Origin of the sequence: Archangium sp. (assembly GCF_036389735.1) — a bacterium.
Taxonomy (GTDB): domain Bacteria; phylum Myxococcota; class Myxococcia; order Myxococcales; family Myxococcaceae; genus Archangium.
The window spans coordinates 1-15089 of the sequence record NZ_DASVWK010000963.1 but is presented as its reverse complement, the minus strand read 5'-3'; the positions used below and the strand labels follow the sequence as shown (position 1 = coordinate 15089).

Sequence of the window (15089 nt, the reverse complement as noted above, 5' to 3'; positions counted from 1 at the left end):
CACCAACCGGGACCTGGAGCTGGCCGTGGAGGAGGGGCGCTTCCGAGAGGACCTCTACTACCGACTCAACGTCATCGGCCTGGAACTCCCTCCGCTGCGTGCGCGCGGCAACGACGTGCTGCTGCTGGCCCACCGCTTCCTGGAGCACTTCGCCACCCGCAGCGGCAAGCGCGTGGTGGGCCTCTCCCCCGCCGCCGCCCAGCGCCTGCTGGCGTACGCCTGGCCCGGCAACGTGCGCGAGCTCCAGAACTGCATCGAGCGGGCCGTGGCCCTCACCACCTATGAGCAGCTCACCGTGGAGGACCTGCCGGAGCGCATCCGCGACTATCGCGCTCCGAAACACCTCTCCCAGGGGAGCGACCTGTCCGAGCTGGTCTCGATGGAGGAGATGGAGCGCCGCTACATCCAGCGGGTGCTGGACGCGGTGGGGGGGAGCCGGACGCTGGCCTCGCGCATCCTCGGTGTGGATCGCAAGACGCTCTACCGCAAGCTGGGTCGTCGCAACACCGGGGCCGAGGACAAGGACGACAAGGACTGACTACTTCTCGGACGTCGGGTGGGCGTCCACCTCTTCCCGGTCGAGCGAGGCCGGGAGGAGGGCGTTGGCGAGGATGCCCACCAGGGCGGCCAGGGCCATGCCGTGCAGCTCCAGGTGGACCTCGCCGAGCGTCACCGGAATCTTCGCGCCGCCCAGGCCGAGCACGAGGATGAGACTCACCACGATGAGGTTGCGGCTGTGGGCGAAGTCGATCCGCGCCTCGGAGAGGGTGCGGATGCCCACGGAGGCGATCATCCCGAAGAGCAGGATGCTCACGCCGCCGAGCACCCCGGCCGGAAAGCTCTGGAACACGGCGGCCAGCTTGGGCGAGAGGCCGAAGAGCATGGCGAAGCCGGCGGCGATGCGCAGCACGGCGGGGTCATAGACGCGGGTGACGGCGAGGACGCCGGTGTTCTCCGCGTAGGTGGTGGCGGCGGGGCCACCAAGCACCGCCGAGGCCATGTTGGCGATGCCATCGGCGAAGAGGGTGCGCGGCAGGCCGGGGTGCTCGAGGAAGTTCTTCCCCACCACGCGGCCGTTCACGATGACGTCGCCGATGTGCTCGATGAAGGTGACGAGGGCCACCGGGGCGAGCACGAAGATGGCGGTCCACGAGAAGCTCGGGGCGTGGAACGGGGGCAGGCCCACCCAGGCGGCATCACGGATGGCGTCGAGTCTCGCGGGCTCCACCGCCCCGAGCACCAGCGCCGTCACGTAGCCGGCGATGACGGCGATGAGGATGGGGATCATCTTGAAGAGGCCGCGGGCGAAGACGCTGGTGAGGATGGCGGCCATCAGCGTGACGAAGGCGAGCCCCCAGTGGCTCTGGGCCTGATTGACGGCGACGTTGGCGAGACTCAGGCCGATGACGATGATGACGGGGCCGGTGACGATGGGCGGGAAGATCCGCTGGACGAGCTGGATGCCGACGGCCTTCACCAGGGCGGAGAAGACGAGGTACATGGCGCCGGCGGCGACGAGCCCGCCACCGACGGCGGCGAGGCCCTCGGCCTTGAGCACGGCGATGACGGGGGCGATGAAGGCGAAGCTGCTGCCCAGGAAGATGGGGACGCCGAGCCCGGTGAGCACGTGGAAGAGGAGGGTGGCGAGCCCGGCTCCGAAGAGGGCGACACTGGGGTTGAGGCCCGTGAGGAGGGGCACCAGCACGGTGGCGCCGAACATGGCGATGGTGTGCTGGAGGCCCAGCACGACCTTCTTCTGGGGCGGGAGGGGCGGCGACATGGACGTCAGCTCCAGTCGGAGTGGACGAAGCCGGCCTCGGGCTTGTCGCGGCGCTGGTAGGTGTGTGCACCGAAGGCGTCGCGCTGGGCCTGCGTGAGGTTCTGCGGCAGCTCCGCGCTGCGGTAGCTGTCGAAGTAGGCGAGGCTCGCGCTGAACACCGGCACCGGAATCCCCAGCCGCGTCGCCACCGCCAGCGTGCGCCTCCACCCCGGCGCCAGCTTCTCCAGCACCGGCGCGAGGCTGTCCGCCAGCACCAGGTTGCTCAAGTCCGGCTTCTTCTCGAAGGCCTCGCGCAGCGGTGTCAGCAGCCTCGCGCGGATGATGCAGCCCGCCCGCCAGATGCGCGCCATCTCCGCCAGCGACACGTTCCACTTGTACTCGGTGGACGCCGCCTGGATGAGTCGCATCCCCTGCGCGTACGTCACCACGCGCGCCGCGTACAGCGCGTCATGCACCCACGCCGCCAGGTTCGCCTTCTCGTCCGGGGACAGGCTCTCGCCCTTCGGGCCGTGGAGGACGCGGCTCGCCGCCACGCGCTCGTCCTTCATCGAGGACAGGTTGCGCGCGTCCAGCGCCCCGGCGATGGACGGCACCGGCACGCCCAGGTCCAGGGACACCTGCACCGTCCACTTGCCCGTGCCCTTCTGGCCCGCCTTGTCCAGCACCAAGTCCACCAGCGGCTTGCCCGTCTCCGCGTCCTTCTTGCGCAGGACCTTGATGGTGGTCTCCAGCAGGAAGGACTCGGCGATGCCCTGGTTCCACTGGGTGAACAGGTCCGCCAGCTGGTCCGCCGACAGCCCGAGCCCACGGCGTAGCAGGTCGTACGTCTCGGCCAGGAGCTGCATGTCCGCGTACTCGATGCCGTTGTGCACCATCTTCACGAAGTGGCCCGCGCCATCCGGGCCCACGTGCGTGACGCACACCCCCACCTCGCTCTTCGCGGCGATGGCCTCCAGCACCGGACGCACCAGGGCATACGCCTCGGCCGGGCCTCCCGGCATGATGGACGGGCCGTGGCGCGCTCCCTCCTCGCCGCCGGACACGCCCACGCCCAGGAAGTGCAGCCCCTTCTGCTTCCAGGCCTCCTCGCGCTTGCGCGTGTCCTGGAACCACGAGTTGCCTCCGTCCAACACCACGTCCCCCGGCTGGAGCAGCGGCTCCAGTCTCTCCAGCATCGAGTCCACCGCCGCTCCCGCCGTCACCATCAGCAGGATGCGGCGCGGGCGCTCCAGCGCGGCCACGAAGTCCTTCAGCTCGGCGTAGCCCTTCAGGCTCTCGGGCGCGCCCTTCGTGCGCAGATCCTCGAAGCGCTCGGGATGCCGGTCCCACACGGCCACCCGGAAACCGTGGTCCGCCACGTTGAGCGCGAGGCTCTGCCCCATCACGCCCATTCCCGCCACGCCGAACTGCGCGTCTCCCTGCTTCGGGCCCTGTGCTGTGGTCATTGTGTTGACTCCTGTCTCGGTGTCACCGCTGGCCGGCCGCGGCCTTGTCCATCATCCAGTGCGCCTGGGGCACCCGCGCCGCCGGGAGATCCTCGCCCGCCAGCACCCGGCGCACCATGTCCCGCTTGCCCGCTCCGCTCACCAGCCCCAGCACCTTCCGGGCCGACTGGAGCACCGGCAGTGTCAGCGTCAGCCTCCACGGCGGAGGCTTGGGGCCCACCACCGCCAACACCCGCCGCTCCTTCTCCTCCAGCGCGGCGTGGCCCGGGAAGAGCGACGCGGTGTGCCCGTCCTCGCCCATGCCCAGCGCCACCACGTCCAGCACCGGCGGCAGCAGCTTCTCGTAGTCCCGCGCGGCCTCGTCCCGGTCCGCGCGCTCGCCCTGCATCCGGAACACCTGCTTCGTCGCCACGCCCAGCGGCTTGAAGAGCGCCTCCTCCGCCAGCAGGTAGTTGCTCTCCGGGTGGTCCGGCGGCACGAAGCGCTCGTCCACGAAGTAGAAGTCCACCCGCGCCCAGGGCACCTCCCGCTTCGCCAGCTCCCGGTACACCGGGCCCGGCGTGCTCCCGCCCGACAGCGCCAGGCTCGCCCTCCGGCCCCCCGCCACCGCGTCCAGCAGCGCCCGCGCGAGCCAGTCCGCCCCCTCGCGCGCCAGTGCCTCCTTCTCCAACACGATGGGCGCGGGCCTCATCACTTCAGCTCCGTCCAGCGCCGCCCATCGCGCGCCACCAGCGCCGCCGCCGCGTCCGGCCCCGCGCTGCCCGGCTCGTAGAGGTGCATCGCGCCCCCCTTGCCCGCGTCCAGCGCCTCGATGATGGGCGTCACCCAGGCCCACGCCTGCTCCACGCTGTCCTGCCGCGCGAAGAGCGTCGTGTTGCCCCGCATGCAGTCCAGCATCAGCCGCTCGTACGCCTCGGGCACCGGCTTGTTGAAGCTCTTGGAGTAGTCGAAGTCCATCGTCACGCCCGCGATGTTGATGTCCTCGCCGGGCACCTTCGACTCGAAGCTCAGCGCGATGCCCTCGTGCGGCTGGATGCGCAGCGTGAGCACGTTGGGCTGGAGCCGCTGGCACGTGTCGCTCGTGCTGAAGAGGCAGTGCGGCACGGACTTGTAGTGGATGGACACCTCCGTCACCCGCTTGCTCAGCCCCTTGCCCGCGCGCACGTAGAAGGGCACCCCCTGCCAGCGCCACGTGTCGATGTACGTCTTCAGGGCCACGTAGGTGGGCGTCTTGGAGTCCTTCGCCACCCCCTGTTCCTCGCGGTAGCCCCGGTACTGTCCCTGCTCCACGTATCTGGCCACCTCGCCGCCCTGGATGGGACGCAGTGCGCGGAATACCTTGTTCTTCTCGTCGCGGATGTCCTCCGCGGCGAACGAGACGGGGGGCTCCATCGCGCACAGCGCCAGCACCTGCAACAGGTGGTTCTGCACCATGTCCCGGATGACGCCCGTCTCGTCGTAGAAGCGCCCGCGCCCCTCCACGCCAATCTTCTCCGCCGCGGTGATCTCCACGTGGTCGATGTGCTGCCGGTTCCACAGCGGCTCGAAGATGGCGTTGGCGAAGCGGAAGACGAGGATGTTCTGGACCGTCTCCTTCCCCAGGTAGTGGTCGATGCGGAAGATCTGCCGCTCGTCCAGCACCGTGGACAGGGTGCGGTTGAGCTCCTTCGCGGTGGCGAAGTCCCGGCCGAAGGGTTTCTCGATGACGAGCCGCCGCCAGGGGCGCTTGAGCTCCGGGTCCTCGCGGTAGAGCAGCCCGGAGCTGGACAGGCCCTGGAGCAGCGAGGGGAAGGTGGAGGCCGGGGTGGCCAGGTAGTAGAGCTGGTTGCCCTGGGTGCCGAAGCGCTCGCCCACCCGGTCCAGGTGCTCGCGCAGGCGCAGGTAGGCCTCCGGGTCGTCGTAGGCGCCGCTCATCATCTCCAGCTTGGAGGCGAGCCGCTCCCAGGTGGCCTCGTCCAGCGGCTGCGTGCGGGCGAACTTCTGGAGTCCCGCCTTCACCTGGGCGCGGAACCGCTCCAGGTTGTGCTCCGAGCGGCTGAAGGCCACCACGGCGAAGTGGTCGGGCAGCTGGTCCTGGCGGGCCAGCTCGAAGAGGGCCGGGAAGAGCTTGCGTTGCGCCAGGTCACCCGTGGCGCCGAAGAGGACCATGATGCACGGGTCCGGTCTCCCCGCGCGCAGCAGCGGGTCGCCCTCGCGGGGGTGGGTCTCGATGTGCAGCCCCTGCTCGTCCATGTCTTCCTCCGGCACGGCGGATGCCGGGGGAACATATGCGCTCGGGGTCTCACCGACGCATCAATACGTCGCCCCGGCCCCCGTCCGCGCGGTCGAGGGAGGCGTCCAGTGCCGGATGTGGGAGGGACAATCGTTCTCCGGAGAACGCCCTGGAAAGGGCCCCGTTCGCCCCGCCGGATGGGGGGGGCGTAGGCTGGGAGTTCCCAGCATTTCCGAGACCTCTGTTCCCCCCGGAGGCCCCTCTCATGCAAGAGTCCTTACTGGCAGGGCAGGTGCTCAACGCGGTGCTCCGACGAGCCCTCTCCCATGGCGCGTCCCGTGTGCGCGTGGTGCGGGGCTGGGTCGCGGCGGCGGTGTCCCTGTCTCCCGAGCAGCTGTCCTCCCACTTCGCCACCCAGGCGCGGGGCACCACGGCGGAAGGCGCGCGGCTCCTCCTGGAACTCATCCACGTGGAGGCGCGCTGCCGCGCCTGTGGCCGCACCTATGCGCCCGAGTCCCCCCACCCGCGCTGCCCGGTGTGCGGCAGCACGGATGGGGAGCAGCTCGGTCAGACGGGGCTCTCGGTCACCGCGCTCGTGGTGGATTGAGTGACTCGGTGCCCTCGGGCACCCAGCGCCGGGCCTTGCCGCGCAACTGCTCCAACCGCCGCCAGTGCTGCTCCACCGCCCCGCGTCCCTGATCCGTCACGGCGATGCGGGCTGCAGGTAGAGGAAGGCTACAGCCCGAGCGGCTCCAGGGCGTCGCAGTGCGTCTGGTCCAGGTGGTCGCCGCGCTCGAGGGTGGTGTTGAAGACGAGGTGGGGTTCGCCCTCGCGGGTGTACGCCGGCCACTCGGTCGCGCCCGCGCCGTTGGGGTTGGCCCGGGCGGCGAAGCGGCTCCAGTAGCCCATCATCTTCGCCGACAGCTCCCGCTCCTTGTCGGAGCCCAGCGTCAGCCGGCCCTTCTCGGCCCCGAAGACGAAGGGCAACTCGGCGGCGTGGAAGGCGCCCAGGTTGTTGAGCAGGCCGAAGAAGCTCTTGGGCTCGTAGGTGAAGTGGTAGGCGTAGACGGGCTGGCCGTGCTCCGCCACCGTGCGCGCGAGCCGGCGAGCGGGGCAGATGAAGAGCGCATCGCGCAGCATGTGGTTGTAGGCCGCCTTCGGCGAGGCGAAGTCCTTCACGGGGTAGACGCGCAGCAGCGCCTCCGCGTGCTCCGGCGCGCGCACGCGCATCGCCTCCTCGTACTGCTCGGGCGTGTCCAGCTTCGCCTTCAGGGTGAACAGCGTGCCCTCGTCCTTGTTGGTGCCGAGCAGCAGCGGCACCTTCGCATACCGGCCCTCCGTGAGGAGCTGGCGCGGTGCCACGGGCAGCACGTCTCCGTCCACGATCGGCCCGAAGACCACGTGCGGCTTGAGCAGGTCGAGCGCGGCACCGCTCGCGGCGAGCAGCTCCTCGGGCGTCTTGGTGCGCAGGCACGTGGCCACCTCCTCGCCCGTGCAGCCCAGGTCCTGGGCGAAGCGGAGGCCTCGCTCCTCGGCGCTGTCCTCCCCCGGAGTACCCGGGTCATGCAACGGCGCGCCCGTCAGGTAGCAGGTGCCGCTCTGGGCGATGACGCGGTGGAAGAGGCCCCAGGACCCGGGCGACACCATCTGAAGGCAGGTGGAGATGGCGCCAGCGGACTCGCCGAAGATGGTGACATTGCCGGGGTCCCCTCCAAAGGCGGCGATGTTGTCGCGCACCCACTGGAGCGCGAGCCGCTGGTCCATCAAGCCGTAGTTGCCGGAGGCCTTGTTCGGGCTCTCGGCGGTGAGGGCGGGGTGGCCGAGGAAGCCCAGCGCGCCGAGCCGGTAGTTCATGCTCACCACCACCACGCCCGCGTGGGACAGCGCCGTGCCGTCGTACAGCTCCATGCTGGTCGAGCCCATGGTGAAGCCGCCACCATGGATGAAGACCATCACCGGGGCTCGGTTCGCGGGCTGGAGCGCGGGCGTCCACACGTTGAGGGAGAGGCAGTCCTCGCTGGTCCCCTCCATCCGCTTGCCGCTGAACATCTCCACCTGCGGGCAGACGTTGCCGAAGCGGGTGGCCTCGCGCGGCATGGTCCACGCCTCGGGGGCCTCGGGAGCGCGCCAGCGGCGGGCCCCCGTGGGCGGGGCCGCGTACGGAATGCCGAGGAAGGCGGCGCTGCCGTCCGTGTACGCCAGGCCCTGGACGGGGCCCCGGTGGGTGGTGACCACGGGGCCGGGCCCGGACGCGGGCGCCGGCCCCTTCGAGTGGGCACAGTGGGTGAGCAGGGCCAGACAGGCCAGGGCGGTGAGCAGGGGGTGTCGGAGGCGCATGGCGCGAAGCAATCACAGTGCCTCGCGCCTGCCCACACCCACGGTGGCTCAGTTGACGGTGAACTCGCGGGACGTGCCGGAGTAGGGGCGGATGAGCCCGTCCCAGCCGGACTTCCAGTCACCGAAGTGGCGGATGCGGTAGATGCCCGGCGTGGCATCCGCCGGAATCTTCCACTCGGTGGTGACGTGCGAGCACCCGTAGGTGGGGGCGCAGTCGTAGCGCGCCCAGCGGTACTTCGTCTCCCAGTCCCAGTCATTGGCCACCTGCACCCACGTGGTGCCCGACTTGCGCTGCACCTGGAGGAAGGTGTCCTGGCGGCGCAGGTTGTTCTTCGGGTGGCCGCCCCAGAATTTCACGCTCACCGTCTCGCCCCGGAGGTAGGAGGCACGCGCGTCGGTGACGAGGCTACCGAAGTTCACCGACAGCGGCTTGTCGTCGTACACCACGCCCGTCTGCACCGTCGTCTGGTCATTGCGCAGGTCGCGCGGGGTGGGGCCCGGCGCCACGGTGGTGCCGTTGCGCATCGCCACCGCCAGCTTGTCCACCTCCTGCTGCACCGCCGCGAGCTGCCACGGGCCAAAGTGCGTGGAGGCGCCCTCGTAGTCCTGCTTCGCGTACTCCTCGCGCGTGGTGAGGTAGCCCGCGTAGGCGTTGGCGAGGCCCGAGATGATGACCTGGTCCACCCCCAGCGGGGAGAGCTGCGCGAGCACCTGCTGTCGCAGCCGCCGGCCCACCATGGTGGTGGGCTCGAAGGGCACCGCCACCAGCGCGACGTTGCCCAGGCGCATCACCTGGAGCGGCAGCACCTCGGGCGTCCACGGGTAGGGCTGCTGGGTGCCCGTCTCCAGGACGATGGGCTTCTCTCCCTGGCACGGCGTGGTGGAGACGGCGCAGTTGAACACGCTCCACATGTCCTGGATCTCCTCGCAGGTGGCGCCCTCCTTGCCGTAGCCCGGGCCGTCCTCGGCACCGGCGATCATCGAGTCACCGATGGCCGCCTCGCACGTGGTGCGCCAGACGCCGTCCGTATACGCGGGGGCCACCTGCACCTCGTCGAACTTCACGTAGGCGTGCCGGTAGTCCACGCCACCCTTGAGCAGCGTCGAGGCCGAGTCGTAGAGCGACTTCGCCAGCGTGTACTGCTTGCGGCCGGAGAGCTCCACGCTCTCGAAGTCGTTGGCGCCGCCGCCGTTGGTGCCGCCGTAGATGTTGGGCGTCACGTCGCCCTCGTTGCTCTGCGCGAAGGCCGCCACGAAGGTGCGCGGCGCGGTGTAGCTCGTGCCCTTCACCTTCTCGAAGAGGTAGGAGGCGTAGCCCTTGTTGTCGCCGCTGATGAGCAGGTTGTCGTTGCCCATGGACGTGGCGTGGACGGCGAACCAGTTGATGAGGCCCACCTCGCGACCGTCATCGCCCTGGAGCCGCAGCAGCGTCATCTTCTTGTCCGTGTCGTGGCCGAACCGCGTGCGCTCGGTGGTGGGGTTGCGCAGGTACGCCTCGGGGGAGCGGTTGATGCTCGCGTCGAGCAGGTCTCCAGAGGCCACGCGGATGGTGCCGGGCGCCAGGTTGTCATGGGCGCGGACGATGGACTGGAAGATGCCATCCACGATGGCGTCGAAGTTCTGCTTGTCGTAGCCGAGGATGGTGAGGTTGTAGAGCGCGTAGTGCGAGAAGCCGCCCGGGCCCGAGTGGGTATGCGTGGCGCTCAGCATGACGTTCTCGTCCGTGTAGAGCGTGCCGTACCGCGCGCGCAGCTTCTCCACCACCTGCTGCCTCACGCCCTGGTAGATCTGCCCCAGGTCCGCGCTGACGAACACCGCGCGCTTGCCGTTGCAGGCCGAGGAGATGACGAAGGCGCGCGAGCGCAGGCGCTGGTGGATGCCCGCCGTCTTCTGGTCGATCATGGCGTAGCCCATCATCCCGAGCTCGGCCGCCGGGCCGGTGACGTCGTAGAGGCCGGCGCCCACCTGGAAGCCCTGGTTGGTCGCGCACGGGTCGGTGAGCGCGGCCCGCTGGGTCGAGAGGGTGTCCTCGTCAACGGGCTGCGTGTCGCACGCGCCCAGCGCGAGGACGAGCACCACGCTCGCCAGCAGGCGAGGGGAGGAGAAGAGACAGCGTTGCATGGAGGCTCCTGTGAGGGTGTCCGGGGATTGTCGCCATCCTGACGCCCGGGTTGCCACCCGCTTCTTCTACAGCGCGGTTTCCGTGTGGGATGGGGAGAGCGGGGGGCGCCCACGGGCAGCCCCTCGCCTCCCACGAGCCTCCGTCCCTCCTACTGGATGGTGTAGCCCACCGTGCCGCCGCAGCTGTTGCCGGAGTAGCAGCCAGCGCGAATCTGGTAGGTGCCGGCCTGGCTGGCCGTGTAGCTCAAATACGAGAGCACACCGCAGCTATCATCGTTGGAGGCCACTTGCGTGCCGGCCGGGCCATACAGCCGCAGGTATGTGTCCCCCGAGCCGGAGGAGCCGCTCACCGTGCAGGTGCCGAGCTGGATGGTCTGCCCGGCGCTGAGCAGCACGTTCTTGGTGGGGGTGTTCTGCTGCGCGCTGTTCGTGTTGCTGGCGCTGTAGCTGAACGTGCCGTTGACGGGGCCCGACGGGCAGAGGAAGCGCACCCGGTAGTCGTAGCAGACGCCATCGGGTTGATCCGCCACGCGGCAGATGCCTCCCCCGGCCGGGTCGCAGGTGTAGACCTCGCCACTCTGGGTCCAGTTCACACCCGAAGTGGTCTGGCACTCGATGCCGATGGGATTGGAGCAGGCCTGACCCGCGATGACGAACTCGCTCAGCGTCTCCCAGTCCCCCGAGCCGCTCGAGCCGTCACGGTTCAGCCAGGCGGTCCAGGTGCCGGACTGGCTCGAAGCCAGGCTGACGCTGCGCTCCCACAGCTTCAGGAAGTTCTCCGCCGACTGGTTCAGGTGGTCGACGTAGGCGGCGGGTGTTCCCACGGTCTGCAACTCGGACATCAGCTGCGGCAGCAGGCCCACGTGGGCCAGGCCCTTCTTCTGCAACTCCGTGGGCCCTCCCGCGTTGTTGATCCGCACGTAGTCCGCGTAGCAATCCTTGGAGTTGTAGCGAGGACGCAGCTGATCCGTGAAGCCGTTCAGATCCGCGCCAAACCCCACCTTCAAGCCGTTGTCGACGGCGTACATGAGCGACTGGGCGAAGGCCGTGGTGGACCCCTGGCAGCTGTTGCTGACGGAGCCATACTGGGTCGCATCCTCCGGTCCCGTGCGCAGACCCACCATGCCACCCGTGTTGGTGATCATCTGGATCTCATCCTGCTTGATGAACTTCTCGTGCCGGTCCTCGGAGCCGCTGATCGTGTTCCACATGTGGGCATGCGAGTAGAGCAGCGGGTAGCTCCCTCGCTGCTGCGCGATTTGATAGACGTTCACGAACGACTTGCGCGACAGGTGGGCGACGTCCACCAGCATCCCACGGTCCATCATCGCGCGAACCAGGGTCTGTCCCTCGGCGGAGAGGCCTCGCTCGTTGAGGAAGTTGTCGCCGTTGCACTTGCCCGCGGTGCCCCAGCTGTCTCGACAGACGATGTCGTTGATCCGCGTGGACTCGCCCATGATGAACTCGACCTTGTTGGCGCCACTCATCAGCTTGGGAATCGGGGCCGCGCCGCCGAAGCGGTTGTCCGAATGGTGCACCACCTGCACCGAGCGGACCCCCATGGCCCTCAGCTCGTCGAGCTGCGCGAGGAAATCCCCGGAGGGGAAGAGCTGCGTGACCTCGACCGCCAGGACGAGCGCGAGCTTGCCCTGCTGGATCAGCGAGCGCGCCTGCGCGGGCGTGGTGGCGATGCCCACCCAGCTGCCGTGGCGCGAGACGAAGCCCTGCGCCGCGTTGACCTGCCGCCGGACCGAGTTCATCTCATCGCAGTCGTAACGGCGATTGGCGATGGGCGTGTTGTTGCAGAGGAAGTTGGATTCCGCGACGGACACGACCATGACGCGCATCCCGCCCTGGTAGGCCTGCTGCAACCAGCCGTACCACATCTGCTGATGGGCAATGGCGTCCCACATCGGCCAATCCTCGAAGTGCGGCCGCGGGCAGGTGCCGGGCACGGGGATTCCAAAGACATAGCGGCACTGCCGCCGGTCGTACCCGCGCCGCCTGCCCAGGTGCCACCCGGTATCCCCGCCGAAGAGCCCATGCCCACTCACGAGCTCGGAGGCGATCGGGATGCGCGTCGCCGCGTGACTCCCGCCCGGGAAGTTGCCGTCGCAGCGTTGGACCGCCACATCCATGGGGCCCTCGACGGTGCCCGAGAACCAGCTGCCGCCGAAGCTGTGCTCCGCCGTCAGGTGCGAGTGCAGATCGACGAAGCCCTGGACCGCCTGCGCCCTGGCGGAGGTGCCGCCGCACAGGATGGCGATGAGCGCGAACAGGAAGAGTGTCTGTCGGGAGTTCATCGGGTCGTCTCCGTGGACGAGGGCCGCAGGTAGAGGGACTCCGAGTCCCAGGAGAGCGACACCGGGTAGGGCTCGGCCAGGGAGGGCTCCCTCGTGCTGGCGGGGCCCTGGTCGCGCGCCGTGCTGGAGGCCGGCTGCGGTTCACCGTTGTCGTAGACGAGCGGCGTCTTCTGGAGGCTGGAGAGGGACAGCTTCTGCGTCATCCGGCCTTCGATGTCGCCCATGTACAGGGCACTGCCATCCGGCGACAGCGCCAGACCGTACACCTCCTCGGGAAAGGCGAGCGTGTACAGCACGTCGCGCTGCTCGTATTCCGAGGTGTGGGAACGGGTGATCCGGATGACCTTCCCATCCACCACCCCGTAGGACGTATCGGAGCTGGAGCCCTTGACGACGATCGCGAAGAAGTCCTCGAACGAGCTGTTGAGGGTGGTGGTCTCGGCGCCGTACGCGTTGGCGGGAGCCGTCTGCACCTTCTCGTCACCGGAGCTCGTCCAGAGCACATACCCCGTCTCCGGGTCGTAGCTGGTCCCGTAGGGCCCATTGACGTCGGCGGCCAGGGTCTCGACATTGGACCCGTCGGGGTTGCTGCGCCGGATCGCCTTTCCCGCGTAGTCCGCCCAGTAGCGTTTCACGGTCGCGGGGGCGCGCACCTTCGCGCCGGCGGCGGGCCTGACGATGACCGCGCGTGGATCCTGCTGGGCCAGGGCTGTCGAGCCGAGCAGGAGCGCACCGAGGCAACACAGCGAGAGTTGCAGACGAGACCGCGGTTTCATGGGGGGGTCCTTCAGGTTCGGGACACACGTCGGGGAATAGAAGTCGGATTTCCCCCACTATTCTCCCAAGTGCGGAAGCCAAGTTGCTTGCAGTCCACATAAAGGGACATCTGCTAGGGTGGACTCTGGAGGTATTCTCCCCTGGTGCGACTTCTCCCGTGGTTACCGCTCGCCCTCCTCCTGACGGGTGCGACAGCGGCAGCACAGCAGCCTCAGCCCCCGGCTCGCGAGCGCCAGGAGCGGCAAGTCGTCGTCCCCAGTAGTCCCGGGGAGCCCGTGCCAGAGGTACGAGTGGCCGCCAAGGTCGTCACCTACCTGCGCTTCAACGCCCCTATCGATCGGGCCTCGGTGGAGGTGGAGGGACGGGAGACACGCTTTCGGGTGGTGGACTCGGGCGAGCACACTGTCACCCTCGAGATCGCTATCGAGCCGGGCCCTGGTGAGAAGCTGGGCGTGCGGGTGCGCTACAAGGACGGCGGCACCCCGGCGTATGCCACCCTCGCGCTCGTCTCCCACCCTACGCTCGTGGACAAGGAGGTGGAGGTGGTGCGCCACCCGCGCACCGTCGAGGCCTTGGAGGCGGCGCTGGCGGAGAAGGACGCGGCGCTCAAGGCCGTGAGCGGGCCTGCCAGGCTCGCGTTCGCAGGGCGGCTCGACCTGGGCGGAGTGCAGGCCCGACGCATCGAGACTGTGCTCTCGGGTATGCAGAGTGGGTTGATGGTAGCGACGGGGGAGGGGTATCGCGCCAGGTCCTGGGCGCTCGCCATCATCCGTGTGCGCAACCTTCCGGGGCAGAAACCCTGGGAGTCAGGAGAGGCGCGACTCACCCGGGCGGACGGCACCCCGGTGAAGGTGCTCTCCGTGGACATGAACAAGGCGCGGCTCGCGCCCGGCGAGGAGGGCCTCGTGGCAGTGGAGACGGAGGCTCCTTTCTGGAAAGCAGACGAAGACCTCTGCCTGGAACTGCTGGACAAGGGCGGTAGCCGGCGCCTTTCCCTCCCCAAAGTGAAGCTATAGGAGCGCCGGCCCATGAAGGAAACCCTGCACCCGGACCACCTCCAACCTGGCCACATGGTGGGGCCCTGGCACATCGTCCAGGTCCTGGGCAGTGGAGGCTCATCCCGCGTCTTCAAGGTGGAGCGGGACGGTCGTCCCTACTCCATGAAGGTGGCGCTGCGCCCCGTCTCCGACTCCCAGGAAGCGCTCCCAGAAGAAGCGTATGTGGAGGAGAAGAGTGCCTACCGGCGACTGGCGCGCGAGGCGGCGGCCCTCTTCACCTACGCCTCCCATCCCAACCTGCTGCGCGTGTACGCGGTGGACTTCTGGCCCAACCCCACCCAGGGCTACCCCTTCATCGTCACCGATTTCGTGGACGGGGACGACTGGCACCAGTGGCGCTGGCTCAAGCCTCCTCACGCCGCCGGACTGGTGGACACCTTCAGCGACGTGGTGCGTACCGTGGGCGCATTGCACGCGCGCGGCGTGTACCACCGGGACTTGAAGGCGGAGAACCTCCTCATCCGCCGAGAGGACGGCAGGCCCTTCCTCATTGATTTCGGCACCGTGCGCCTGCCGGGAGCCCTCACCAAGACGCTGGGCATTCCCGAAGGCGTCCTGCACCTGTTGCCGCCCGAGCTCCTGGCCTACATGCGCACCGGGGCGTTGAAGAGGGGAGAGCCCTTCCAGGGAGGCGCGGCCACGGATTTGTACGCGCTGGGGGTGCTGCTCTATCAGGCCCTCACGAACCTCCACCCCTTCAACCCCGAGCTTCCGGACAAGGAGCTGCTGGCCGCCATCGCCACACCGTGCCCCCAACGGCGCCCCACCTCCTCAACCCCCTGGCGCCGCGCTCCCTCAGCGACATCGCCATGAAGCTGTTGGAGAAGCAGCCCGAGGCTCGCTACCCCAGCACCGAGGCGCTACTCCAGGCGCTGGAGAAGGCCGCCGAGAGTGAGAGACAGTCCCCCGCCTGGAAGGTGCCGCTCTTTCCCGCCGAGGACGGCCCGGCAGAGCCACCGCCCCAGGAGGAAGCAGCACCGCCAGCCCCGTCGCTGGAAACGGCGCGCGGGGCCCCGGAGGAGACACTGCCTCCCGCTGACGACGCCCAGGCAGAGG

13 protein-coding genes and 1 pseudogene are annotated in these 15089 nt (G+C 69.0%); 5 read left to right on the top strand and 9 right to left on the bottom strand.

Going from position 1 to position 15089, the window contains the following annotated elements; all coding sequences use genetic code 11:
* The coding region (locus tag VF794_RS34295) for a helix-turn-helix domain-containing protein (RefSeq protein ID WP_331117336.1) at nt 1–538 on the top strand (538 nt) is incomplete at its 5' end.
* On the opposite strand, the gene VF794_RS34290 is transcribed toward VF794_RS34295, so the two are convergent.
* From VF794_RS34290 to zwf, 4 genes are read right to left on the bottom strand one after another with little or no spacing between them, the layout of a single operon-like run.
* A complete protein-coding gene (locus VF794_RS34290; RefSeq protein WP_331117335.1) occupies nt 539–1780 on the bottom strand; it encodes a uracil-xanthine permease family protein in 1242 nt (413 codons plus the stop codon).
* Nucleotides 1781–1785: 5 nt separating this feature from the next.
* On the bottom strand, nt 1786–3225 hold the full coding sequence (gndA, locus tag VF794_RS34285) for an NADP-dependent phosphogluconate dehydrogenase (protein WP_331117334.1): 1440 nt from the start codon (nt 3223–3225) through the stop codon (nt 1786–1788).
* Nucleotides 3226–3247: 22 nt separating this feature from the next.
* Nucleotides 3248–3916, bottom strand: a complete 669-nt coding sequence (gene pgl / locus VF794_RS34280) for a 6-phosphogluconolactonase (protein WP_331117333.1) — start codon at nt 3914–3916, stop codon at nt 3248–3250.
* On the bottom strand, nt 3916–5457 hold the full coding sequence (gene zwf / locus VF794_RS34275; RefSeq protein WP_331117332.1) for a glucose-6-phosphate dehydrogenase: 1542 nt from the start codon (nt 5455–5457) through the stop codon (nt 3916–3918). Before zwf ends, pgl begins: the two co-directional genes overlap by 1 nt.
* Before the next feature lie 245 nt (nt 5458–5702).
* On the opposite strand from zwf, the gene VF794_RS34270 reads away from it, so the two are divergent.
* The gene (locus tag VF794_RS34270; RefSeq protein ID WP_331117331.1) at nt 5703–6044 is read left to right on the top strand and encodes a hydrogenase maturation nickel metallochaperone HypA; all 342 of its coding nucleotides are present in this window, start codon (nt 5703–5705) and stop codon (nt 6042–6044) included.
* Here the strand turns inward: VF794_RS34270 and VF794_RS34265 are convergent.
* The 5 genes from VF794_RS34265 to VF794_RS34245 all read right to left on the bottom strand — a co-directional run bounded on the left by VF794_RS34265 (nt 6022) and on the right by VF794_RS34245 (nt 12974).
* Nucleotides 6022–6144 (bottom strand): hypothetical protein, encoded by a 123-nt coding sequence (locus tag VF794_RS34265; protein WP_331117330.1) that lies wholly within the window; start codon nt 6142–6144, stop codon nt 6022–6024. The genes VF794_RS34270 and VF794_RS34265 overlap by 23 nt on opposite strands.
* A gap of 28 nt (nt 6145–6172) precedes the next feature.
* Entirely contained in the window at nt 6173–7774 is a 1602-nt protein-coding gene (locus tag VF794_RS34260) for a carboxylesterase/lipase family protein (protein WP_331117329.1), read from the bottom strand.
* A gap of 48 nt (nt 7775–7822) precedes the next feature.
* A complete protein-coding gene (locus VF794_RS34255) occupies nt 7823–9895 on the bottom strand; it encodes a neutral/alkaline ceramidase (protein ID WP_331117328.1) in 2073 nt (690 codons plus the stop codon).
* A gap of 149 nt (nt 9896–10044) precedes the next feature.
* Complete coding sequence (locus tag VF794_RS34250) at nt 10045–12198, bottom strand: membrane dipeptidase (RefSeq protein WP_331117327.1); 2154 nt, start codon at nt 12196–12198, stop codon at nt 10045–10047.
* Nucleotides 12195–12974, bottom strand: coding sequence for a hypothetical protein (locus VF794_RS34245; RefSeq protein ID WP_331117326.1), 780 nt, complete (start codon nt 12972–12974; stop codon nt 12195–12197). Before VF794_RS34245 ends, VF794_RS34250 begins: the two co-directional genes overlap by 4 nt.
* A 144-nt stretch (nt 12975–13118) precedes the next feature.
* On the opposite strand from VF794_RS34245, the gene VF794_RS34240 reads away from it, so the two are divergent.
* From VF794_RS34240 to VF794_RS34230, 3 genes and pseudogenes are all read left to right on the top strand, one after another.
* Complete coding sequence (locus VF794_RS34240; protein ID WP_331117325.1) at nt 13119–13991, top strand: DUF2381 family protein; 873 nt, start codon at nt 13119–13121, stop codon at nt 13989–13991.
* A 12-nt stretch (nt 13992–14003) separates the two neighbouring features.
* Nucleotides 14004–14846: a serine/threonine protein kinase gene (locus tag VF794_RS34235; RefSeq protein WP_331117324.1), complete on the top strand. Its 843-nt coding sequence runs from the start codon at nt 14004–14006 to the stop codon at nt 14844–14846.
* Nucleotides 14843–15089 (top strand): annotated as a pseudogene (locus VF794_RS34230) (serine/threonine protein kinase); the annotation flags it as partial. The gene VF794_RS34235 and the pseudogene VF794_RS34230, both read left to right, overlap by 4 nt.

What these genes read in the sequence shown, in the direction of transcription:
- pgl (WP_331117333.1), bottom strand. Translation starts at nt 3,916, where the DNA reads ATGAGGCCCGCGCCCATCGTGTTGGAGAAGGAGGCACTGGCGCGCGAG.
- VF794_RS34245 (WP_331117326.1), bottom strand. Translation starts at nt 12,974, where the DNA reads ATGAAACCGCGGTCTCGTCTGCAACTCTCGCTGTGTTGCCTCGGTGCG.
- gndA (WP_331117334.1), bottom strand. Translation starts at nt 3,225, where the DNA reads ATGACCACAGCACAGGGCCCGAAGCAGGGAGACGCGCAGTTCGGCGTG.
- VF794_RS34255 (WP_331117328.1), bottom strand. Translation starts at nt 9,895, where the DNA reads ATGCAACGCTGTCTCTTCTCCTCCCCTCGCCTGCTGGCGAGCGTGGTG.
- VF794_RS34290 (WP_331117335.1), bottom strand. Translation starts at nt 1,780, where the DNA reads ATGTCGCCGCCCCTCCCGCCCCAGAAGAAGGTCGTGCTGGGCCTCCAG.
- VF794_RS34270 (WP_331117331.1), top strand. Translation starts at nt 5,703, where the DNA reads ATGCAAGAGTCCTTACTGGCAGGGCAGGTGCTCAACGCGGTGCTCCGA.
- VF794_RS34250 (WP_331117327.1), bottom strand. Translation starts at nt 12,198, where the DNA reads ATGAACTCCCGACAGACACTCTTCCTGTTCGCGCTCATCGCCATCCTG.
- VF794_RS34235 (WP_331117324.1), top strand. Translation starts at nt 14,004, where the DNA reads ATGAAGGAAACCCTGCACCCGGACCACCTCCAACCTGGCCACATGGTG.
- zwf (WP_331117332.1), bottom strand. Translation starts at nt 5,457, where the DNA reads ATGGACGAGCAGGGGCTGCACATCGAGACCCACCCCCGCGAGGGCGAC.
- VF794_RS34260 (WP_331117329.1), bottom strand. Translation starts at nt 7,774, where the DNA reads ATGCGCCTCCGACACCCCCTGCTCACCGCCCTGGCCTGTCTGGCCCTG.